Source organism: Streptomyces sp. SudanB5_2050, from assembly GCF_964272335.1.
GTDB lineage: Bacteria > Actinomycetota > Actinomycetes > Streptomycetales > Streptomycetaceae > Streptomyces > Streptomyces rochei.
The window spans coordinates 5,808,688-5,829,571 of the sequence record NZ_OZ186760.1; the positions used below are offsets into that span (position 1 = coordinate 5,808,688).

Consider the following 20,884-nt stretch of genomic DNA (forward strand, 5'->3'; position numbering starts at 1 on the left):
GCATACAGTGGCAGGACCCGCGGAATTCCGCAGTTCCGACCACTGATTCCACGCAGCTGACTCCACTCAGCAGTCGCCATCGAAGGGACGTACATGCCCATGGGTCACACGGCCACCGCCCAGGCAGGCTCCGGCGGCCTGACAGCGACCGAGCACCGCCTGGCCAACGGCCTGCGCGTGGTGCTCTCCGAGGACCACCTGACCCCGGTCGCGGCGGTGTGCCTCTGGTACGACGTCGGCTCGCGCCACGAAGTCAAGGGGCGTACCGGCCTGGCTCACCTTTTCGAGCACCTCATGTTCCAGGGCTCCGCCCAGGTGAAGGGCAACGGCCACTTCGAACTGGTGCAGGGCGCCGGCGGCTCCCTCAACGGCACCACCAGCTTCGAGCGCACCAACTACTTCGAGACCATGCCCGCCCACCAGCTGGAGCTCGCCCTCTGGCTGGAGGCCGACCGCATGGGCTCCCTGCTGGCCGCCCTGGACGACGAGTCCATGGAGAACCAGCGCGACGTCGTCAAGAACGAGCGCCGCCAGCGCTACGACAACGTCCCCTACGGCACCGCGTTCGAGAAGCTGACCGCCCTCGCCTACCCGGAGGGCCACCCCTACCACCACACCCCGATCGGCTCGATGGCCGACCTCGACGCGGCGACGCTGGAGGACGCGAGGGCGTTCTTCCGGACCTACTACGCGCCGAACAACGCGGTGCTGTCGGTCGTCGGGGACATCGACCCCGAGCAGACCCTCGCCTGGATCGAGAAGTACTTCGGCTCCATCCCCTCGCACGACGGCAAGCAGCCCCCGCGGGACGGTTCGCTGCCGGACGTCATGGGCGAGCAGCTGCGCGAGGTGGTCGAGGAGGAGGTGCCGGCCCGCGCCCTGATGGCGGCCTACCGCCTGCCGGAGGACGGCACGCGCGCGTGCGACGCGGCCGACCTGGCGCTGACCGTCCTGGGCGGCGGCGAGTCGTCCCGTCTGTACAACCGGCTGGTGCGCCGCGACCGGACCGCCGTCGCGGCCGGGTTCGGCCTGCTGCGGCTCGCCGGGGCGCCCTCCCTGGGATGGCTGGACGTGAAGACCTCCGGCGACGTCGAGGTGCCGGTCATCGAGACCGCCATCGACGAGGAGCTGGCCCGCTTCGCCGAGGAGGGCCCCACCGCCGAGGAGATGGAGCGCGCCCAGGCCCAGCTGGAGCGCGAGTGGCTGGACCGCCTGGGCACGGTCGCGGGCCGCGCCGACGAACTGTGCCGGTACGCCGTCCTGTTCGGCGACCCGCAGCTCGCCCTCACCGCCGTGCAGCGGGTGCTCGAGGTGACGGCCGAGGAGGTCCAGGAGGTCGCCAAGGCGCGCCTGCGCCCCGACAACCGCGCGGTGCTCGTCTACGAGCCCACCGCCCCCGCCGACGAGACCGACGCCGACCAGACCGACGCCACCGACGAGAACGACGAGGAGGCGGCCAAGTGACCGAGCTCGCCACCATGGACTTCCACCCGCAGCCGCAGGCCGGCGAGCCCAAGCCGTGGGCGTTCCCCGCCCCCGAGCGCGGCAGCCTCGACAACGGCCTCACGGTGCTGCGCTGCCACCGCCCCGGCCAGCAGGTCGTCGCCGTCGAGGTGCTGCTCGACGCGCCCCTGGACGCCGAGCCGGCCGGACTCGACGGCGTCGCCACCATCATGGCGCGCGCCTTCTCCGAGGGCACCGACAAGCACTCCGCCGAGGAGTTCGCCGCCGAGCTGGAGCGCTGCGGCGCCACCCTCGACGCGGTCGCCGACCACCCCGGCGTCCGGCTGAGCCTGGAGGTGCCCGCCTCCCGCCTCGCCAAGGCCCTCGGTCTGCTCGCCGACGCCCTCAGGGCCCCCGCCTTCGCGGACGGCGAGGTCGAACGCCTGGTCCGCAACCGGCTCGACGAGATCCCGCACGAGCTGGCCAACCCGGCCCGCCGCGCGGCCAAGGAGCTTTCCAAGGAGCTGTTCCCGGCCGACTCGCGCATGTCGCGCCCGCGCCAGGGCACCGAGGAGACGGTGGCGAACGTCGACTCCGCCGCCGTACGGACCTTCTACGAGAAGCACGTCCGCCCCGCCACGGCCACCGCGGTGGTCGTCGGCGACCTCACCGGCCTGGACCTGGACGCACTGCTCGGCGACACCCTGGGCGCGTGGACCGGTTCCACCGCCGAGCCGCGCCCCGTGCCCCCGGTGATCGCCGACGACCGCGGCCGCGTCGTCATCGTGGACCGCCCCGGCGCCGTGCAGACACAGCTGCTGATCGGCCGCACCGGCCCCGACCGGCACGACCGTGTCTGGCCCGCCCAGGTCCTCGGCACCTACTGCCTCGGCGGCACCCTCACCTCCCGCCTGGACCGGGTGCTGCGCGAGGAGAAGGGCTACACGTACGGCGTGCGGGCCTTCGGGCAGGTCCTGCGCTCCGCGCCCGACGGCACCGGCGCCGCCATGCTCGCCATCAGCGGCTCCGTCGACACCCCCAACACCGGCCCGGCCCTCGAGGACTTGTGGACGGTGCTGCGCACGCTCGCCGAGGGCGGTCTCACCGACGCCGAGCGCGACGTCGCGGTGCAGAACCTGGTGGGCGTGGCGCCGCTCAAGTACGAGACGGCGGCGGCCGTGGCCGGCACGCTGGCCGACCAGGTCGAGCAGCACCTGCCCGACGACTACCAGGCCGCGCTCTACCGCCAACTCGCCGCCACGGGCACCGTGGAGGCCACGGCGGCGGTCGTGAGCGCCTTCCCGGTGGACCGCCTGGTGACGGTCCTCGTCGGTGACGCCGCACAGATCAAGGCGCCCGTCGAGGCCCTGGGCATCGGCGAAGTCACCGTGGTGGCGGCCGAGTAGCACCACGGGTGTGCGGAGGCCCTGGTGACCCGAGTGTCACCAGGGCCGACGTTTGTCCGAATTGAGGGAGAGACAGCCTGTCTGCCCTGTGGCATGCGCTACAAAAAGCCTGTTGCGTTTGAGGATTGAAGGCGGCCCCGCTTAGCGTCTTCCGGGCTGTTCGTCAGGCAGTACGCCGCGCCCGCGGCACCGGACAGTCATCGCCGAGTCCCCGTACGGCGCGAGCCAGGGGAGCCGGGGACCCACCGCAGTCCCTGGGGTGAATCGGACGCCCGCGCGCAGCGAGGGGGTCCGTAGGAGACCTTCCACCTCCGAACCCGTCAGCTAACCCGGTAGGCGAGAGGGAAGGAAAGGACCAGCCTCTACATGGCGTTCACGCGCGCCACCGGGAAGCACCGCCGTCCCAGCCGGATGCACCGCACCACCGCCCGCGCGGCGGGTGTCGCGGCCCTCGCCACCACCGGCGTCGTCGGCACCCTCGCGGCACCGGCGCTCGCCGCCGAGCCCGAGGCGGAGCAGACCGGCATCACCCCGGTCATCAGCATCGGCGACTCCGTGGCCGAGGAGATCGACGCCCAGGCCGCCGCCCAGAAGCAGGCCGCTCTGGACGCCGCCGCCCGGGAGGCGGCGATGGAGGCCGCGCGCGAGCGGGCGGCCGAGGCCGCCGAGGAGGCGCGCGAGGCCAAGGAGCGCGCCGCACGGGAGGCCGAGCGCAAGCGCCTCAACACCTTCGTCGCGCCGATCACCGCCTCGTACGTCTCGACCGCGTACCAGGCCGGCAGCTCGCTGTGGTCCTCCGGCAGCCACACCGGCATCGACTTCCACGCCTCCACCGGCACCACCGTGCACGCCGTCGGCGTCGGCACGGTCGTCGAGGCCGGCTGGGGCGGGGCGTACGGCAACCAGGTCGTGATCAGGATGCACGACGGCACGTACACGCAGTACGGGCACCTCTCGTCCATCGGCGTCTCGGTGGGCCAGTCGGTCTCCGCCGGCCAGCAGATCGGCCTCTCCGGCGCCACCGGCAACGTCACGGGCCCGCACCTGCACTTCGAGGCCCGCACCAGCGCCGAGTACGGCTCGGACATCGACCCCGTGGCCTACCTCCGCTCCCACGGCGTGAACGTCTGACGGCGGGCGGCAAGGCCCCGAAAGCCCCGGCTTCCGAGCCGGGGCTTTCGCATTTCCGCGCGCCCGCCGCCCGTTCGGGCGCCGTCCGAAAAACATCCGGGAAATCCCGTCCGCCGTCGGAATCTCCGCTCGACTGGCCTAGAGTCACTGAACACGTGTCGATCGTCGACGTTTTCACGGGGACCAAGGCGGAGGTCGGGCATGCGTATTCCGGCGCACTCGGTGTGCACGGCGATCCGGGACGACATCGTCGCCGGAGTCCACGGGCGCGGCGGCCGCCTCACCGAGGAGCTTCTCGCCCGCCGCTACGGGGTCTCCCGCGTTCCCGTCCGCGAGGCCCTGCGCACCCTGGAGGCCGAGGGCTTCGTGGTGACCCGGCGCCACGCGGGCGCGTGCGTGGCGGAGCCGACCGAGGAGGAGGCCGCCGACCTGCTGGAGACCCGCGCCCTCCTGGAGCCCCTGGGGGCCGCGCGGGCCGCCCGGCGCCGCACCGAGGCCCACCTCAAGGTGCTGCGCGGACTGGTCAGGCTGGGACGGGACCGTGCCGGGCAGGGGCACGGCGACGACCTGCGCTCACTGGACGGGTGGTTCCACGAGACCCTCGCCCAGGCGACCGGCAGTCCCTCCCTGACGGCCCTGCTGACCCAGCTCCGCCACAAGATCGCCTGGCTGTACGCCGTCGCGGCGCCGGCCGACCCGGTGGAGCGCTGGGCGGAGTACGGCGCCATCACCGACGCGGTGGCCAGGGGCGACGGCGAGCGTGCGCGGGCGCTCATGACGCTGCACATCGAGCGGTCTCTTCCGGCGCACCGGCTGCGGTTCGCCCCCGGCGGTCGGGCGACGGAGCGCGTGAGGAATACGCAACGTGCCGTAAACACGCCGAGTGTCAGGTTTTAACGCGGGGGTCGTATACAAGGAGCTGTTCTCGCCGGGGGGTCGATTTCTGCTGCCTTGAACAATTCCGCGAGCGAAATGGAAGCAGTAAAGGCGGAAGCAACAGCGGGAGCGGAAACAGAATCCGGCGCAGAAGCGGAACCGGCAGAAGAAATGCCCGCCCGGTGGTCCGGGCGGGCATCTCGGTGCTGTCCTGGGTCAGACGGTCTCGGGAAGCTCCTCGAGCCCCTCGGAGACCAGCTTCGCCAGCCGGTCCAGGGCGGCGTCAGCGCCCTCGGCGTCGGAGGCGAGGACGATCTCCTCGCCACCCTGGGCGCCGAGGCCGAGGACGGCCAGCATGGAGGCCGCGTTGACGGGGGAGCCGTCGGCCTTGGCGATCGTGACCGGGACGCCTGTGGCCGTGGCGGCTCGGACGAAGATGGAGGCGGGGCGGGCGTGGAGACCCTCGGCCCAGCCGACGTTGACGCGGCGCTCAGCCATGTGATGCTGCCCTTCAGGTGTTCAGAGGTCTTATGTTGTCTAGACCACTCTTGTCTAGACCAGTTTCCCACATCGTGAAGCGTGCCGGGACGGCGCCGTGCGCCGCCCCGTGTGGTCGTCGGACCGCGGCCTCGGCCCGACCTTCCGTCCTCCACAGACTGCCTCGCGCCGTTGTCGTACGCGAGCCGTACTCTGGGGCCCATGCAGACCTCGTCGGACCGGCACGAGTACCCCGCCCACTGGGAGGCCGACGTGGTGCTGCGCGACGGCGGCACCGCGCGCGTCCGCCCCATCACCGTTGATGACGCCGAGCGCCTGGTCAGCTTCTACGAGCAGGTTTCCGACGAGTCGAAGTACTACCGCTTCTTCGCGCCGTACCCTCGCCTGTCCGCCAAGGACGTCCACCGCTTCACGCACCACGACTTTGTGGACCGGGTGGGACTCGCGGCCACCGTCGGCGGCGAGTTCATCGCCACCGTACGCTACGACCGGATCGGCGCCGGTGGAACACCCGCGTCCGCACCCGCCGACGAGGCCGAGGTCGCCTTCCTCGTCCAGGACGCCCACCAGGGGCGCGGTGTCGCCTCCGCGCTGCTGGAGCACATCGCCGCGGTCGCCCGCGAGCGGGGCATCCGCCGTTTCGCCGCCGAGGTGCTGCCCGCCAACACCAAGATGATCAAGGTGTTCATGGACGCCGGGTACACCCAGAAGCGCAGCTTCGAGGACGGTGTGGTCCGTCTGGAGTTCGGCCTCGAACCGACCGACCGCTCGCTCGCCGTGCAGTACGCGCGCGAGCAGCGCGCGGAGGCGCGTTCCGTGCAGCGGCTGCTGCAGCCCGGCTCGGTGGCGGTCATCGGCACCGGCCGCACGCCGGGCGGCGTGGGCCGCAGCATCCTGGGCAACGTCGGGGACGCGGGCTACACCGGCCGCCTGTACGCCGTGAACAGCGCGTTCCCCGAGGACCTGAAGGAGATCGACGGGGTGCCCGCGTGCCGGTCGGTGCGCGAGATCGAGGGGCCGGTGGACCTCGCCGTCGTCACCGTGCCGGCCGAGCGGGTCCCCGAGGTCGTCACCGATTGCGGCGAGCACGGTGTGCAGGGCCTGGTGGTGATCTCCGCCGGATACGCCGACAGCGGCCCCGACGGACGCGAGCGCCAGCGGGCCCTCGTGCGGCAGGCGCGCAGCTACGGCATGCGGATCATCGGGCCCAACGCCTTCGGCGTGATCAACACCTCCCCCCGGGTGCGGCTCAACGCCTCCCTCGCGCCCGAGATGCCGCGCCCCGGCCGGATCGGTCTGTTCGCCCAGTCGGGCGCCATCGGCATCGCCCTGCTCTCCCGGCTGCACCGGCGCGGCGGCGGGGTCACCGGCGTCACCGGCGTGTCGACCTTCGTCTCCTCCGGCAACCGCGCCGACGTCTCCGGCAACGACGTGCTCCAGTACTGGTACGACGACCCGGAGACCGACGTCGCGCTGATGTACCTGGAGTCCATCGGCAACCCGCGCAAGTTCACCCGCCTGGCCCGGCGGACGGCCGCGGTCAAGCCGCTGGTCGTGGTGCAGGGCGCCCGGCACGGCGGGGTGGCGCCGCAAGGACACGCCGTACGGGCGACCCGGCTGCCGCACGCCACGGTCTCCGCGCTGCTGCGGCAGGCCGGCGTGATCCGGGTCGACACGATCACCGACCTGGTCGACGCGGGGCTGCTGCTCGCCCGCCAGCCGCTGCCGCCCGGGCCGAGGGTGGCCATCCTGGGGAACTCCGAGTCCCTGGGCCTGCTGACGTACGACGCCTGCCTCTCCGAGGGGCTGCGCCCACAGCCCCCGCTGGACCTGACGACGGCCGCCTCGGCGGACGACTTCCACCGGGCCCTGTCCCGCGCGCTGGCCGACGACACCTGCGACGCCGTGGTGGTGACCGCGATCCCGACGGTGGGGGAGGGGTCGGCCGGGGACGCCGCCCTGGCGGCGGCCCTGCGGTCGGCGGCCGCCGCGGTCCCCGCCAAGCCGGTCCTCGTCGTCCACGTCGAACTCGGCGGCCTGGCGGAAGCCCTCTCGGCGGCGGCGAGCACCGCTCCGCAGGCGCCCCAGCCGGCGGAGCCGCAGCCGACGGAGCCCGCGCCCGCGCCGACGGAGCCCGCTCCCGCGCCGACGGAGCCGCGGACGCCGCCCGCGGAAGCGGAGGACACCGCCCCCGCCGGCCCCCGGACCCCGGAGGCCGGCGATCGCCGTGCCGCCGCGCCCCCGCATCCCCGGCCCGCCGCGCCCGCGGCCCCCCATCCGGCCGGTCCCGCCGATCCCCCTCCGGAGGGGACCCGGCTCATCCCCGCCTACCCGGCCGCCGAACGCGCCGTCCGCGCCCTCGCCCAGGCCGTCTCCTACGCCCAGTGGCGACGCGACGCCGCCGACCCGGGCAAGGTCCCGGAGTACGAGGACATCGACGAGCGGGGCGCCGCCGAGCTGATCGCCGGACACCTCGCCCGCGGCCAGGGACTCGCCCTCGGCGACGAGGAGACCTGCGAGCTGCTGGGCCGGTACGGCATCCACGTCCACCGCGCCCTGCCCGCACCCACACCCGACGACGCGGTCGCCGCCGCACGCGCCCTCGGCTACCCCGTCGCCCTCAAGGCCACCGCCCCGCACCTGCGCCACCGCGCCGATCTCGGCGGCGTGCGCCTGGACCTGGCCGACGAAGAGCAACTGCGGCGGGCGTACGCCGAGTTGACCGAGCTGTTCGGCACCCCGGCCGAGCTGCGCCCGGTGGTGCAGGGCATGGCCCCGCGCGGCGTCGACACCGTCGTCCGGGCGGTCATCGACCCGGCGGCCGGGGCCGTGCTCTCCTTCGGCCTCGCCGGTGCGGCCACCCAGCTGCTGGGCGACATGGGGCACCGGCTGATCCCGGTCACCGACCGCGAGGCCACCTCGCTCATCCGCTCGGTCCGCACGGCACCCCTCCTCTTCGGCTGGCGCGGCTCGGCCCCGGTCGACTCCGCCGCCCTGGAGGAGCTGCTGCTGCGGGTCTCCCGGCTGGTGGACGACCACCCCGAGGTCGTCGCCGTCACCCTGGAACCGGTGGTCGTGGCCCCGCGCGGCCTGAGCGTCCTCAGCGCCTCCGTCCGGCTCGCGCCCCCTCCCGCCCGGGACGACCTCGGACCGCGCACCCTCCCCGCGTACTGACCGCGCGCCGCCCGGTACGGGCGCCGCACGAGCGTCCCGCGCAGTCAGTGGGCCACCGTAGGATGGACGGCATGGCCAAGACCAGTACGACGACCCAGGGGCTGCGAGCGGCGATCGAGCGCAGCGGCTACTACCCGGCCCTCGTGGCCGAGGCGGTGGAGGCCGCCGTGGGCGGCGAGCCCGTGCGGTCGTACCTGGTCCACCAGGAGACGACGTTCGACCAGAACGAGGTGCGCCGGCACGTGACCGTGCTCGTGCTCACCGGCAACCGCTTCATCGTCAGCCACACCGACGAGCAGGCCGCCGACGACACCTCCCCGACGCCGTACGCCACGACGTCCACGGAGTCCGTCAAGCTCGGCCGGATCTCGTCCATCGTCGTCAGCCGCGTCGTCGCCAACCCGGAGCAGTACAAGCCGGGCACCCTGCCCCGCGAGATCGTGCTCACCATCGGCTGGGGCGCCGTCTCCCGCCTCGACCTGGAGCCCGCCGCCTGCGGCGACCCCAACTGCGAGGCGGACCACGGCTACACCGGCAGCTCGACCGCCGACGACCTGAGCCTGCGGGTCAGCGAGGCCGGGGACGGCCCGGAGACGGTGCGCCAGGCGCTCGCCTTCGCGCAGGCCCTCTCCGAGGCGACGGCGGACACCCGCTGATGGTGCAGCCCGCCGCCTGGGACACCGACCCGGAACCGCTCCCCGTCGACTCCGCCCCCGTACCCGAGTACGGCAGCGGCTCGCTCGCCGACCTGCTGCCCACCCTGGCGGCCGGCCTCGGTGTCCCCGGCACCACCGCGGGCATCACCGAACTGACCCCCGCCGACCGGAACTGCGTGTTCCTGATCGACGGCCTCGGCTGGGAGCAGCTGCGCGCCCACCCCGAGGACGCCCCCTTCATGACCTCGCTGCTGGGCAGCTCGCGCGGCGGCACCGGACGCCCGATCACCGCGGGCTACCCGGCGACCACCGCGACCTCCCTCGCCTCCGTCGGCACCGGTCTGCCGCCGGGCGCCCACGGGCTGCCCGGCTACACGGTGCGCAATCCGGACACCGGCGAGCTGATGAACCAGCTGCGCTGGCAGCCGTGGACGGCGCCGGGCGCCTGGCAGCCGTACCCCACCGTCTTCGAGCTCGCCCATCGCGCGGGAGTGCACGCCGCGCAGGTCTCCTCCCCGACCTTCGCCAACACCCCGCTGACCAAGGTCGCGCTCAGCGGCGGCTCGTTCCACGGCCGGCTGTCCGGCGAGGACCGGATGGACCTCGCCGCCGAGCAGCTGGCCGGCGCCGACCGCGCCCTCGTCTACACCTACTACGCCGAGGTCGACGGCGCCGGCCACCGCTTCGGCATCGACTCCGACACCTGGCGCGGCCAGCTCGCCCACGTCGACCGGCTCGTCCAGCGCCTCGCCGAGCAGCTCCCGCCGCGCAGCGCGCTGTACGTCACCGCCGACCACGGCATGATCGACGTCCCCTTCGACGAGGACCACCGCATCGACTTCGACGAGGACTGGGAGCTGAAGGCGGGCGTCGCCCTCCTCGGCGGCGAGGGCCGCGCCCGCCATGTGTACGCGGTCCCCGGCGCGCACAACGACGTGCTGACCTGCTGGCGCGAGGTCCTCGGCGAGCAGTTCTGGGTGGCGTCCAGGGACGAGGCGATCGCGGCCGGCTGGTTCGGCCCCCGCATCGACGACCGGGTGTACGACCGCATCGGCGACGTGGTCGCCGCCGCGCGGGACGACGTCCTGCTGATCGCCTCGGAGCGGGAGCCGAAGGAGTCGTCGATGGTCGGCAACCACGGCTCGATGACCCCCGCCGAGCAGCTCGTCCCCCTGCTCGAAGTACGCTCCTGACCTCCGCCCCTCACCGACCCCCTCGCCGAAAGGTGCCCAACCCCTCATGTCCGAGCTGGTGTTCTTCTCCGGAACGATGGACTGCGGGAAGTCGACACTGGCTCTCCAGATCGAGCACAACCGCTCCGCACGCGGACTGGTCGGCATGATCTTCACCCGCGACGACCGCGCGGGCGAGGGCAAGCTCTCCTCCCGTCTCGGCCTGGTCACCGACGCGGTGGAGGTGGAGGACGGCCAGGACCTGTACGCGTATGTCGTCGACCACCTCTCCCGGGGCGGACGCGCGGACTACGTCATCGCGGACGAGGCGCAGTTCCTGGCGCCGGAGCAGATAGACCAGCTCGCACGCGTGGTCGACGACCTCGGCCTCGACGTGTACGCGTTCGGCATCACCACCGACTTCCGCTCCAAGCTGTTCCCCGGCTCCCAGCGCCTGGTCGAACTCGCCGACCGCGTCGAGGTGCTCCAGGTCGAGGCCCTGTGCTGGTGCGGGGCCCGCGCCACGCACAACGCCCGCACGGTCGGCGGGGTCATGGTCGTCGAGGGCGCCCAGGTGGTCGTGGGCGACGTCGCCCGGTCCGCCGACGAGATCGGCTACGAGGTGCTGTGCCGACGGCACCACCGGCGCCGGATGACGGCCGCGACGTCCCGCGCGGCGGCGCTGTCGCCGGACGTGCTGCCGGTGTCACCCGCCTGAGCGCTCCCGGGGCTCCGCGGCCCGGCTCTGCAGCACCGCGAACCGCGCCCCTTCCGGATCGGCCACCATCGCCGTCCGGCCGTGCTCGGTCTCCCGGACCGGCTCCAGGACGTGCCCGCCCAGGGCGGTGAGGTGCCGCAGGGACTCCTCCGCGTCGGCGACCTTGAAGTACGTCACCCAGTGCGGTCCCCGGTCGCGCGGCAGGGCGTTGCCGACGCCGTGGATTCCGGCGACGGGGCGGCCGTCGAGGAGCAGGGTCACGTGGTCGACGTCGGCGGAGACCTCCGGGACCAGTTCGAAACCGAACACGGTCTCGTAGAACTTGGCGACGCTCGCCGACTCGTAGGTCACCAGCTCGTTCCACGCGGGTGTGCCGGGCACGTCCGTGACGGCCGTGCCGAGGTGGGCCGCCGCCTGCCAGACGCCGAAGACGGCCCCGGCCGGGTCGGAGCCGATCGCCAGCCGGCCGGCCTCGCCCGCGTCCAGCGGGCCCACGCCGATCGTGCCACCGCACAGGCGGGCCGTTTCGGCCGTCCGGTCGACGTCGTCGGAGGCGAAGTACGGGGTCCAGGCGATGGGGAGGTGCCGGTCCGGGGGCAGTTGGCCGATGCCGGCCACCTCGCGTCCGTCGAGGAGCGCCCGTGCGTAGGGGCCGAGTTGCTGGGGGCCGGGCCGGAACTCCCAGCCGAACAGGGCTCCGTAGAAGTCGTGGGTCGTGGCCGGTCCGTGCACCATCAGACTCACCCAGCAGGGCGTGCCGGGTGCGTGCCGGGCGGGCTTCTCGCCGTTCCGGCCGGCCGGCCCCCGTGCGTCGGTCATCGTCACTCTCTTCTCGGCCCTGCGCGGGCCGTGCGTCCGCTTGCGCTCCGACTGGTTCCGCTCCGACGGACCTGGGCGCCGATGCCGCACCGCTCCCGGTGCCGGGCTCCGGAGCGTGCTCGTGGGGCAGCCCTGGCTGTCCGGGTGGTACAGCATGTGCTCGAACCCGCACGCCTCGTGATCGGTGCTGTCCGGCGGGCAGAGTAGCCCGACATCGGCGCGGCGGCCACTCGGTACGCCAGGATGGGGCCATGAACGCCATCATCTCCGCACCCGAACTCGCCGACGAACTGGCGGGCGGCGCCCCGCCGGTCCTGCTCGACGTCCGTTGGCAGCTGAGCACGGCCAAGGCGGCCGGGGCTCCGTCCTTCGACGGCCGGGCCGAGTACGCCGCCGGGCATCTTCCCGGCGCGGTCTTCGTCGACCTGGACAAGGAGCTGGCCTCCGCGCCCGGTGCCGGCGGCCGGCACCCGCTGCCGGACGTGGCGGAGTTCGGCGCCGCGATGCGCCGGGCGGGCCTGTCGTCCGGCCGGCCGGTCGTCGTGTACGACGGCGGACAGGGGTGGGCGGCAGCCCGCGCGTGGTGGCTGCTGCGCTGGACGGGTCACCCGAACGTGCGGGTCCTCGACGGCGGGTTGCCGGCCTGGGAGGGGCCGCTGTCGACGGACGTCCCCGTCCCCGAGGAGGGCGACTTCGTGCCGGAGCCGGGTGCCTCGGGGCTCCTGGACGCCGACGGGGCCGCCGCGCTGGCCCGGTCCGGGGTGCTGTTCGACGCCCGCGCGGGGGAGCGGTACCGGGGCGAGGTCGAGCCGATCGACCCGGTCGGCGGCCACATTCCGGGCGCGGTGTCCGCGCCCACGACGGACAACGTGGCGGCGGACGGCCGCTTCCGGCCCGCGGAGGAACTCCGCGCGCGCTTCGAGTCCCTGGGTGCCACGGGGGACGAAGCCGTCGGCGTGTACTGCGGCTCGGGCGTGTCGGGCGCCCACGAGGTGCTGGCCCTGGCGGTGGCGGGCATCCCGGCGGCGCTGTACGTCGGTTCCTGGTCGGAGTGGTCGGCGGACCCGAGCCGTCCGGTCGCCGTGGGCCCCGATCCGCAGTAGGCGCGCGCAGGGGCAAGCCCCTCGGGCCCGCCAGGACGAGACCGATGGCTGCCCCTGAGCCGGCACCGGGCCGGGCCGGAAGGTCCGTGGACGGCATCGGGGCGCACCCCGCGCGGGGTGCGCCCCGATCCGTGCGCATCGTCGGGCGGAGGGGTCCGCCTACTCCTGCTTCTTCCGCCGCGTCCCGAACACGATCTCGTCCCAGCTCGGCACCGCCGCCCGCCGCCCGGGGCGTACCCCGTCGGCCTCGGCCTGACGGTCGGTGGAACCGGTCAGGCGGTCCCGGTGGCTGCCCACCGACCGCGGCATGAGGACGTCCGCGTAGGCGGAACCGGCCGATGCGGCAGGGGCCGGGGGCTCCTCCACCTCGGGTTCCTCGACGGGCTCCTCGACCGTCTCCGGGGCGCGCTCGGGCACCACCAGATCGCCCCGGAAGCTCGGCACCGCCTCCAGCAGGCTGGTGAGCGAGTCGCGTTCGCGTTCGACGGAGGCGGTGGCCGCGGTCTCCTCGGCCGGCTCCGACGGCGGCGGGGGCAGACTCGGCCGCTCCCGCTGCTCCCGGTCGAGCGTGCGGTCCAGCGGCCGGTCGCGCGGCAGCCGGGCGATGCGCGGCACGAACGGGAAGCTGGGCTCGGCCGCGGCGAGGTCGTCGGACTCGCCGATCAGCGCGCGCGCCTCCGCGTCGACGGCCTGGACGAGGCGCCTGGGCGGGTCGTACGTCCAACTGGCGGAGTGCGGCTCGCCCGCGACCAGGTACACCAGGAGCACTTCCCAGGTGCCGTCGTCGCGGCGCCAGGAGTCCCACTGGACGGTGTCCTTGTCGGCGCCGCGCAGCAACAGCCGCTCCTGGACGGCCTCCCCGAGGGGCGGCCCGGAGTTCTCGCCGGGACGGCGGACGGGCGTCTTGCGGGCCCGCTCGGCCATGAAGGCGCGCTCGGCCAGCACGGGGCCCTCGAAGCGCCGTACGCGGTCGACGGGGATGCCGGCCATCTGGGCGACCTCTTCCGCGGTCGCGCCGGCACGTATACGCGCCTGGATGTCGCGGGGGCGGAGATGGCTCTCCACCTCGATCTCGATCTGGCCGAGGCGGGGACGGTCGCCGCGCACGGCGGCCCGGAGCCGCTCATCGATCGGAAGCGTGTACTCCGTGCTGTCCGCAGCCTTCAGCACCAGCCGTGTGCCGTCATTCGAGACGGCCACGACACGCAGTTCGGGCATGGGGACCTCCCGGGTGGTGCCTGCCGACGTCACGTGCGTCGCTGCTTCCGCTCTGTCGAGTGTGGCCTGCCCGGGTGCAGCCTGCCACAACCTTGCCGAGTTGCCCGGCGTGTCGGGCTCGGGCCCTGGATCGCCGTTATGGCACGGTTACCTGTTCGCAACGCTGAGTGACGGCTTTCGTCACCCTGTGCAACTAGCCCCCTCCCGGCGGTCCTTCACGGTCCCGGGCCCCCTGTCGGGAGACCGGACCCAGGGCTCGCAACAGTACTCCATTCGGGCCACGTGCGTGGATTGGCACGCCGCCCGACTTCCGGCAAGAGGCGGCGTCCGGCCGTCCGTGGCGCGAATCCCGTGATCTTGGCGTGGCGTACTTCACGCAATCACCAGAAACGGAACTAATGGTTTCGACCGCTCGTCCCTTTCTCGTGCAGTTGATCGTCCGCGTACGGGAAAGACAGGCAAGGTCCGGTGATGCGTGAAAAGCCCGATGCCGCAGGTGACACGGAGGCGCCCACGGAGGGGGCCAGGCGGATCGACCTGAGCGTCCCCCAGGTCGCGGGCAGTGCCCTGGCCGCGGTGGTGGCCGCCAAACTCGCCTCCTCCTTCGGCGTGTACGGAACCATCCTGGGGGCCGGCCTGATCAGCGTCATCGCGACCTGTGGCGGTTCGGTGCTCCAGCACTTCTTCAAGCGCACCGGGGAGCAGCTCCGCGTGAAGCGCGCGGGGGGCGGCCCGCGGACCGCGTCGGTCCCGGCGGCGGGTTCCGCACCGGCGTCCGCTTGGGGGGAGTTCACCGAGGGCACCGTCTACCGTGCGCGCACCCGGGGCTGGAAGCGCCCCCTGGTGGCCGCGGCGCTCGTCTTCGGCGTCACCATGGCCGGGATCACCGCGTACGAACTCGCCTCCGGCGAGAACCTGAGCGGGGGCCACAGCACCACGGTCGGCAGCGCCTTCACCGGCCACCACACGTCCGGTTCCGGTCACGGGGATTCGGACGGCGACGGCGGCGGTGACGGCTCCGGCGACTCGCGCGAGCACGGGGACTCCGACGGGTCCGGCGACTCCGGAGGCTCCGATTCCGGCTCCGGCTCCGGCGACGACAGCCCGGCGCCCACTCCGTCCGGCAACCCCGAAGGCTCCGGCGGCGTCCCCTCGTCGGGCGCCACGTCCGACGAGGACGGCGGTACGGCGTCCAGTCCGACGCCCACCCCGGAGGCCACCGGCGACGACGGCTCCGGTGACGCCACCGGTCCGGCGCCCGACGCCTCGGCTACGGCCCCAGAACCCGGCGCAAGTAGTCGTTCCGGAACAGCCGATCCGGGTCAAGACGGTCCCGCAGCGCGGTGAACTCGCCGAAGCGCGGATACACCCGGGAGAGGTACTCGGCGTCCCGGGTGTGCAGCTTGCCCCAGTGCGGCCGTCCCTCGTGCGCCGTGAAGATGCGCTCGGCGGCGGTGAAGTACGCCTGGTAGGGCGTCCCCCGGAACATGTGGACGGCGATGTACGCGCTGTCGCGGCCCGAGGCGGTGGACAGCGTGATGTCGTCCGCCGGGGCCGTGCGCACCTCGACCGGGAAGCTGATCCGCAGCCGCGACCGGTCCACCATGGCCTTCAGCTCACGCAGGGTCTCGGCGACGGCCTCGCGCGGAACGGCGTACTCCATCTCCAGGAAGCGCACACGGCGCGGTGATGTGAAGACCTTGTAGGGGATGTCCGTGTACGTCCGCGCGGAGAGCGCCTTGCTGGAGATCCGCGCGATCGCGGGCACCGTGCCGGGCACCGCGCGGCCGACCCAGTTGGCCGCCTGGAAGACGCCGTTGGACAGGAACTCGTCCTCGAACCAGCCCTTCAGCCGGCCCACCGGTTGCTCGGGCCCCGCGCTGCGGTTGTTGCGCTTGGTGTTGGTGTTGCCGGTGTGCGGGAACCAGTAGAACTCGAAGTGCTCGTTCTCCGCCCAGAGTTCGTCGAACTCGGCGAGGACCCGCTCGAAGGGCATCGGTTCCTCGCGGGCCGTGAGCAGGAAGACCGGCTCGACGGCGAAGGTGACCGCGGTGACGACGCCCAGTGCTCCCAGGCCGATCCGGGCCGCGGCGAAGACCTCGGGGTTCTCCCGCTCGGAACAGGTCAGCACCGAGCCGTCCGCGGTGACCATCTCCAGGCCCCGGATCTGGGCGGCGAGCGAGGCCGAGTCGCGGCCCGTGCCGTGGGTGCCGGTGCTGGTCGCCCCCGAGACGGTCTGCTCCATGATGTCGCCCATGTTCGTCAGCGACAGGCCCTCCCGCGCGAGCGCCAGGTTGAGCCGCTTGAGCGGGGTGCCGGCCTCGACGGTGACGGTCATCGCGTCGCGGTCGATATGGCGGATGCCGGTCAGCAGCCCGGGGCGTATCAGCAGGCCGTCCGTCGCGGCTATGGACGTGAAGGAGTGGCCGGTGCCGACGGCCTTGACCCGCAGCCCCTCGGCGGCCGCCGCGCGGACGGCCTCGGACAGTTCCTCGACGGAGGCGGGGGTGACCTCCCGCGCCGGGCGCACGGAGACGTTCCCGCCCCAGTTACGCCAGGTGCGGTTCTTCCCGCTCGCCGTCCCGCTCGCCGTGCGTGTGCTGCTCAACGGTCCCTCCCCGACGCTGAGCCGGCCGCTTCAGCCGGCGGTACCCGAGGAAACCGACCGCGACCGCGACGGCCCCGGCCACCGCCGGAACCCCGTACCCGGCACGCGCACCGGAGGCGTCGATCACCCAGCCGCCCGCGGAGGAGCCGAGGGCGACCCCGACCGCGAGTCCGGTGCTCACCCAGGTCATGCCCTCGGTGAGCTGCGTGCGTGGAACGTGCTGGTCGATGAGGGACATCGTCGTGATCATCGTGGGAGCGATGGACAGACCCGCAACGAACAGCGCCACGGCCAGAACCAGCAGGTTTCCGACCAGTAGGAGGGGGATCATACTCACGGCCATCGCACAGACGCCCAGGAGCCAGCGTCGCTCGGGCGGTCCGGCGAAGCGCAGCAGCCCGAAGACCATGGCCGCCGTGCACGATCCCGCCGCGTACAGGGCGAGCACGACGCTGGCGGCGGCCTTGTGTCCTTCCTCCTCCGCGAAGGCCACGGTGACCACGTCGACGGCCCCGAAGATCGTCCCCGTGGCCACGAAGGTGGCGACCAGGACCTGGAGGCCCCGGGAGCGCAGCGCGGTGCCGCCGCCCTTCTCCTCGCGCGGGTGCGGCTCGGGCTCGGTGGCGCGCTGGGAGGTCAGCCAGAAGACGCCGACCGCCAGGAAGCAGGCGGCCAGCAGTGGCCCGGCCTCCGGGAACCAGGCCGTGGACAGGCCGATGGAGATGATCGGCCCGAAGATGAAGCAGATCTCGTCCACCACCGACTCGAACGAGTACGCGGTGTGCAGCTGCGGGGTGCCCCGGTACAGCGCCGCCCAGCGGGCGCGGACCATCGCGCCGAGGCTCGGCACGCAGCCGATGCCGACGCAGGCCGCGAAGAGCACCCAGTCCGGCCACCCGTAGTGCGCGGCCGGCAGCAGCACGGCCGCCGCGGTCAGCGACACCAGGGTCGCCGGGCGCAGCACCCGGCGCTGCCCGTACCGGTCGACCAGGCGGGAGACCTGCGGTCCGGCCACGGCGGCGGCGAGCGCGATCGTGGCCGACAGCGCGCCGGCCAGTCCGTACCGGCCGGTGAGCTGGGAGATCATCGTCACCACGCCGATGCCCATCATCGACAGCGGCATCCGGCCGAGGAAGCCCGCGGTCGAGAAGGCCTTGGTGCCGGGAGCGGCGAACAGGGCGCGATAGGGACTGGGCAACGCGGTCTCCGGGAACGGCTCAGTGGAGTGCTCGGTAAGGTCCGAACGCAGTCGATACAGATTACTCGTGCCCGCGTGCGGGAAACACCCCGCGGAGCGCCCGGATCACGCCCGGGGCCTGCCGGGACGCGCGGCGGGACCCCACCGTTGGTCGGGTGTCAGTGGCGGGTGGCAGGATCGAGGCATGCCAGACGTGCTCGATGCCAGCCCCTACGACGCCCTGCTCCTGCTCTCGTTCGGCGGCCCGGAGGGCCCCGACGACGTGGTCCCGTTCCTGGAGAACGTGACGCGCGGGCGCGGCATCCCCAAGGAACGCCTCAAGGAAGTCGGTCAGCACTACTTCCTCTTCGGCGGGGTCAGCCCCATCAACGACCAGAACCGGGCCCTGCTGGACGCCCTGCGCAAGGACTTCGCCGAGCACGGCCTCGACCTCCCGGTCTACTGGGGCAACCGCAACTGGGCGCCGTACCTGACGGACACCCTGCGCGAGATGGTCCGCGACGGACGCCGCCGCATCCTCGTCCTCGCCACCAGCGCCTACGCCTCGTACTCGGGCTGCCGCCAGTACCGCGAGAATCTGGCGGACTCGCTCGCCGCCCTGGAGGCCGAGGGCCTGGAGCTGCCGAGGATCGACAAGCTCCGGCACTACTTCAACCACCCGGGCTTCGTGGAGCCCATGGTCGACGGCGTCGTCCGCTCCCTGGCCGAGCTGCCCGAGGAAGTGCGGGACGGCGCTCACATCGCCTTCTGCACCCACTCGATCCCCACCTCCGCCGCGGACACCTCCGGGCCGGTCGAGGAGCACGGTGACGGCGGGGCGTACGTGCGCCAGCACCTGGACGTGGCGCAGGTGATCGCCGACGCCGTCCGCGAGCGCACCGGCGTCGACCACCCCTGGCAGCTCGTCTACCAGTCGCGGTCCGGCGCCCCGCACATCCCGTGGCTGGAGCCCGACATCTGCGACCACCTGGAGGAGCGGCGGGCGGCCGGCGTCCCCGCCGTGGTGATGGCCCCGATCGGCTTCGTCTCCGACCACATGGAGGTCCTGTACGACCTCGACACGGAGGCCACGGCCAAGGCGGAGGAGCTGGGGCTGCCGGTGCGCCGCTCGGCCACCGTCGGAGCCGACCCGAGGTTCGCCGCCGCGGTGCGCGATCTGGTCCTGGAGCGGTCCGCCGCCGAGCGCGGCCGGGAGGTCGCACCGTGCGCCCTCGGCGCGCTCGGCGCCAGCCACAACCTGTGCCCGGTCGGCTGCTGCCCCGCCCGAGCCCCCCGCCCCGCCGCCGCGGGCGCCGACAGCCCCTACGCGTGAGGAGCCCCGTGACCGACGTGACGCCCGACCCGCTCCACGCCGAGCTGCTGAAGATCGCCCAGGAGGCCGCCCACCGCGCGGGCGAGCTGCTGCGCGACGGCCGCCCCGCCGACCTGGCGGTCGCGGCCACCAAGTCCAGCCCGATCGACGTGGTCACCGAGATGGACATCGCGGCGGAGAAGCTGATCACCGGCCTGATCGCCGACCGCCGCCCCGACGACGGCTTCCTCGGCGAGGAGGGCTCCGCCACCGAGGGCACCAGCGGCGTCCGCTGGGTCGTCGACCCGCTCGACGGCACGGTCAACTACCTGTACGGGCTGCCCACCTGGGCCGTCTCCATCGCCGCCGAGCAGGACGGCGAGCGGGTGGCCGGCGTGGTCGTCGCCCCGATGCGGGGCGAGGCGTACCACGCGGTGCTGGGCGGCGGCGCCTGGGCCACGGGCGCCTGGGACGGCGAACGCCGGCTCGCCTGCCGCGCCCCGGCCCCGCTGGACCAGGCCCTCGTCTCCACCGGCTTCAACTACGTCGCCGACGTCCGCGCCGAGCAGGCCGAGATCGCGCGCCGGCTGATCCCGCTGGTGCGCGACATCCGGCGCGGCGGTTCGGCCGCGATCGACCTGTGCGACGTGGCCGCCGGGCGCCTCGACGGCTACTACGAGCGCGGACTGCACCCGTGGGACGTCGCGGCCGGGGACCTGATCGCCCGGGAGGCGGGCGCGGTGACCGGTGGACGCCCCGGTGAGCGCCCCTCGGGCGACCTGACGATCGCGGCCACCCCGGCGGTCTTGGAGCCCCTCCAGCGGCTCCTGACGGACTTCGGCGCGTAGGCCCCCGGCGGTTCGACGGGGACAGGCGCCCGGCCCGGCCCGTGCCGACCCGCCCCGGCACGCGCCGGGGCCGGCCCCGGCACGCGCCTGCCGGGCTCACCGGGCCCGCGCGGCGCGGTTACGGCGTCTGCCGCCGCGGCGCCCGGCACGGTGTGGTGTCGCGAGGGTGCCTGCTCCTGGGCAGGCCGTCCCGGGCACCCGCCGTCACACCGCCCGGGCCTCTCCCGCCCCGGCCGAGCGGGCCGTCGGGCGGCGACGTACACGACGGGGCCCCGGCGCTGGATCCCGCCGGGGCCCGTCGTCCACGGGCTGGTCAGACGCTGGTCGTGCCGACCTCCACGCCGTGCTCGGCGGCGAGACGGCGCAGGTCGTCGAGCTCTCCCAGCTCCACCTCGACGAGGAACTCGTCCCCCTCGTCGCGGGCCCGGGACAGGTCGGACTCGGTCGTCTTTATGCGCTGCAGAAGTCCTGCGGTGAAAGCGTCCATGCTGCGCCCCCTCGTCCTGGGTCGTGGGTCGGTGGCACGGGGGTGTGCCGATCGAAAGGGACGATCACGTCTCCGGTGGAGTGCCCAGCGCTGCCCTGCCGGGCGGCGACGGTGCCGGACACCCACGCCCGCTCTGCGGAAGCGGACCGCGGCATACCGCGCGGTGACGCGGTACAGGCAGAGCGTGATCGCGGGGTGTAAAGCCGTCCTCCCCCCGCTCCCTTCCGCGGAAACCTCA

The 20,884-nt window shown here is 73.6% G+C and carries 18 protein-coding genes and 1 riboswitch; of the genes, 12 read left to right on the plus strand and 6 right to left on the minus strand.

Features of this window, described 5'->3' with window-relative positions:
• The first annotated feature begins 93 nt into the window (after positions 1–93).
• From ACFZP7_RS25915 to ACFZP7_RS25930, 4 genes are all read left to right on the plus strand, one after another.
• Positions 94–1,464 carry a pitrilysin family protein gene (locus tag ACFZP7_RS25915; protein WP_029393387.1) on the plus strand — a complete coding sequence of 457 codons (1,371 nt, stop codon included), beginning with the start codon at positions 94–96 and terminating at the stop codon, positions 1,462–1,464.
• Positions 1,461–2,849 carry a M16 family metallopeptidase gene (locus tag ACFZP7_RS25920; protein WP_385636002.1) on the plus strand — a complete coding sequence of 463 codons (1,389 nt, stop codon included), beginning with the start codon at positions 1,461–1,463 and terminating at the stop codon, positions 2,847–2,849. The genes ACFZP7_RS25915 and ACFZP7_RS25920 overlap by 4 nt, the downstream gene beginning before the upstream one ends.
• 191 nt (positions 2,850–3,040) lie before the next feature.
• Positions 3,041–3,203: riboswitch (cyclic di-AMP (ydaO/yuaA leader) on the plus strand.
• Between the two features lie 12 nt (positions 3,204–3,215).
• Positions 3,216–3,980: a M23 family metallopeptidase gene (locus ACFZP7_RS25925; protein ID WP_109204358.1), complete on the plus strand. Its 765-nt coding sequence runs from the start codon at positions 3,216–3,218 to the stop codon at positions 3,978–3,980.
• A gap of 201 nt (positions 3,981–4,181) precedes the next feature.
• On the plus strand, positions 4,182–4,877 hold the full coding sequence (locus ACFZP7_RS25930; protein WP_385636004.1) for a GntR family transcriptional regulator: 696 nt from the start codon (positions 4,182–4,184) through the stop codon (positions 4,875–4,877).
• 195 nt (positions 4,878–5,072) lie between these two features.
• On the opposite strand, the gene ACFZP7_RS25935 is transcribed toward ACFZP7_RS25930, so the two are convergent.
• Positions 5,073–5,354, minus strand: coding sequence for an HPr family phosphocarrier protein (locus tag ACFZP7_RS25935; protein WP_019325837.1), 282 nt, complete (start codon positions 5,352–5,354; stop codon positions 5,073–5,075).
• A gap of 201 nt (positions 5,355–5,555) precedes the next feature.
• On the opposite strand from ACFZP7_RS25935, the gene ACFZP7_RS25940 reads away from it, so the two are divergent.
• From ACFZP7_RS25940 to ACFZP7_RS25955, 4 genes are all read left to right on the plus strand, one after another.
• Entirely contained in the window at positions 5,556–8,528 is a 2,973-nt protein-coding gene (locus ACFZP7_RS25940; RefSeq protein ID WP_385636007.1) for a GNAT family N-acetyltransferase, read from the plus strand.
• Positions 8,529–8,590: 62 nt separating this feature from the next.
• Positions 8,591–9,184, plus strand: coding sequence for a DUF5998 family protein (locus ACFZP7_RS25945; RefSeq protein WP_019325839.1), 594 nt, complete (start codon positions 8,591–8,593; stop codon positions 9,182–9,184).
• Positions 9,184–10,377 carry an alkaline phosphatase family protein gene (locus tag ACFZP7_RS25950; protein ID WP_019325840.1) on the plus strand — a complete coding sequence of 398 codons (1,194 nt, stop codon included), beginning with the start codon at positions 9,184–9,186 and terminating at the stop codon, positions 10,375–10,377. The genes ACFZP7_RS25945 and ACFZP7_RS25950 overlap by 1 nt, the downstream gene beginning before the upstream one ends.
• A 46-nt stretch (positions 10,378–10,423) precedes the next feature.
• Positions 10,424–11,074, plus strand: coding sequence for a thymidine kinase (locus tag ACFZP7_RS25955; protein WP_019325841.1), 651 nt, complete (start codon positions 10,424–10,426; stop codon positions 11,072–11,074).
• Here the strand turns inward: ACFZP7_RS25955 and ACFZP7_RS25960 are convergent.
• Complete coding sequence (locus ACFZP7_RS25960) at positions 11,063–11,893, minus strand: VOC family protein (RefSeq protein ID WP_220670860.1); 831 nt, start codon at positions 11,891–11,893, stop codon at positions 11,063–11,065. The genes ACFZP7_RS25955 and ACFZP7_RS25960 overlap by 12 nt on opposite strands.
• Before the next feature lie 251 nt (positions 11,894–12,144).
• On the opposite strand from ACFZP7_RS25960, the gene ACFZP7_RS25965 reads away from it, so the two are divergent.
• Positions 12,145–12,996 carry a sulfurtransferase gene (locus tag ACFZP7_RS25965; protein WP_385636009.1) on the plus strand — a complete coding sequence of 284 codons (852 nt, stop codon included), beginning with the start codon at positions 12,145–12,147 and terminating at the stop codon, positions 12,994–12,996.
• 159 nt (positions 12,997–13,155) lie between these two features.
• Here the strand turns inward: ACFZP7_RS25965 and sepH are convergent, their stop codons facing one another.
• Positions 13,156–14,214, minus strand: coding sequence for a septation protein SepH (gene sepH / locus ACFZP7_RS25970; protein WP_019325844.1), 1,059 nt, complete (start codon positions 14,212–14,214; stop codon positions 13,156–13,158).
• Positions 14,215–14,685: 471 nt separating this feature from the next.
• On the opposite strand from sepH, the gene ACFZP7_RS25975 reads away from it, so the two are divergent.
• A complete protein-coding gene (locus ACFZP7_RS25975; protein ID WP_385636012.1) occupies positions 14,686–15,561 on the plus strand; it encodes a hypothetical protein in 876 nt (291 codons plus the stop codon).
• Here ACFZP7_RS25975 and ACFZP7_RS25980 read toward each other — a convergent pair.
• Positions 15,485–16,822 (minus strand): D-arabinono-1,4-lactone oxidase, encoded by a 1,338-nt coding sequence (locus ACFZP7_RS25980; RefSeq protein WP_385636014.1) that lies wholly within the window; start codon positions 16,820–16,822, stop codon positions 15,485–15,487. The genes ACFZP7_RS25975 and ACFZP7_RS25980 overlap by 77 nt on opposite strands.
• Positions 16,764–18,020, minus strand: a complete 1,257-nt coding sequence (locus ACFZP7_RS25985) for an MFS transporter (RefSeq protein ID WP_031015477.1) — start codon at positions 18,018–18,020, stop codon at positions 16,764–16,766. The genes ACFZP7_RS25980 and ACFZP7_RS25985 overlap by 59 nt, the downstream gene beginning before the upstream one ends.
• 184 nt (positions 18,021–18,204) lie before the next feature.
• On the opposite strand from ACFZP7_RS25985, the gene ACFZP7_RS25990 reads away from it, so the two are divergent.
• Positions 18,205–19,332, plus strand: a complete 1,128-nt coding sequence (locus ACFZP7_RS25990; protein WP_029393390.1) for a ferrochelatase — start codon at positions 18,205–18,207, stop codon at positions 19,330–19,332.
• An 8-nt stretch (positions 19,333–19,340) separates the two neighbouring features.
• On the plus strand, positions 19,341–20,159 hold the full coding sequence (locus ACFZP7_RS25995) for an inositol monophosphatase family protein (protein WP_385636017.1): 819 nt from the start codon (positions 19,341–19,343) through the stop codon (positions 20,157–20,159).
• Between the two features lie 313 nt (positions 20,160–20,472).
• Here the strand turns inward: ACFZP7_RS25995 and ACFZP7_RS26000 are convergent, their stop codons facing one another.
• Complete coding sequence (locus ACFZP7_RS26000; RefSeq protein ID WP_019325850.1) at positions 20,473–20,646, minus strand: hypothetical protein; 174 nt, start codon at positions 20,644–20,646, stop codon at positions 20,473–20,475.
• Positions 20,647–20,884 lie beyond the last annotated feature (238 nt).

Excerpts from the sequence above, each read along its gene's own strand:
- ACFZP7_RS25915 (WP_029393387.1), top strand. The coding sequence starts at position 94 with ATGCCCATGGGTCACACGGCCACCGCCCAGGCAGGCTCCGGCGGCCTG.
- ACFZP7_RS25925 (WP_109204358.1), top strand. The coding sequence starts at position 3,216 with ATGGCGTTCACGCGCGCCACCGGGAAGCACCGCCGTCCCAGCCGGATG.
- ACFZP7_RS25930 (WP_385636004.1), top strand. The coding sequence starts at position 4,182 with ATGCGTATTCCGGCGCACTCGGTGTGCACGGCGATCCGGGACGACATC.
- ACFZP7_RS25935 (WP_019325837.1), bottom strand. The coding sequence starts at position 5,354 with ATGGCTGAGCGCCGCGTCAACGTCGGCTGGGCCGAGGGTCTCCACGCC.
- ACFZP7_RS25940 (WP_385636007.1), top strand. The coding sequence starts at position 5,556 with ATGCAGACCTCGTCGGACCGGCACGAGTACCCCGCCCACTGGGAGGCC.
- ACFZP7_RS25945 (WP_019325839.1), top strand. The coding sequence starts at position 8,591 with ATGGACGGCATGGCCAAGACCAGTACGACGACCCAGGGGCTGCGAGCG.
- ACFZP7_RS25950 (WP_019325840.1), top strand. The coding sequence starts at position 9,184 with ATGGTGCAGCCCGCCGCCTGGGACACCGACCCGGAACCGCTCCCCGTC.
- ACFZP7_RS25955 (WP_019325841.1), top strand. The coding sequence starts at position 10,424 with ATGTCCGAGCTGGTGTTCTTCTCCGGAACGATGGACTGCGGGAAGTCG.
- ACFZP7_RS25960 (WP_220670860.1), bottom strand. The coding sequence starts at position 11,893 with ATGACCGACGCACGGGGGCCGGCCGGCCGGAACGGCGAGAAGCCCGCC.
- ACFZP7_RS25965 (WP_385636009.1), top strand. The coding sequence starts at position 12,145 with ATGAACGCCATCATCTCCGCACCCGAACTCGCCGACGAACTGGCGGGC.
- sepH (WP_019325844.1), bottom strand. The coding sequence starts at position 14,214 with ATGCCCGAACTGCGTGTCGTGGCCGTCTCGAATGACGGCACACGGCTG.
- ACFZP7_RS25975 (WP_385636012.1), top strand. The coding sequence starts at position 14,686 with ATGCGTGAAAAGCCCGATGCCGCAGGTGACACGGAGGCGCCCACGGAG.
- ACFZP7_RS25990 (WP_029393390.1), top strand. The coding sequence starts at position 18,205 with ATGCCAGACGTGCTCGATGCCAGCCCCTACGACGCCCTGCTCCTGCTC.
- ACFZP7_RS26000 (WP_019325850.1), bottom strand. The coding sequence starts at position 20,646 with ATGGACGCTTTCACCGCAGGACTTCTGCAGCGCATAAAGACGACCGAG.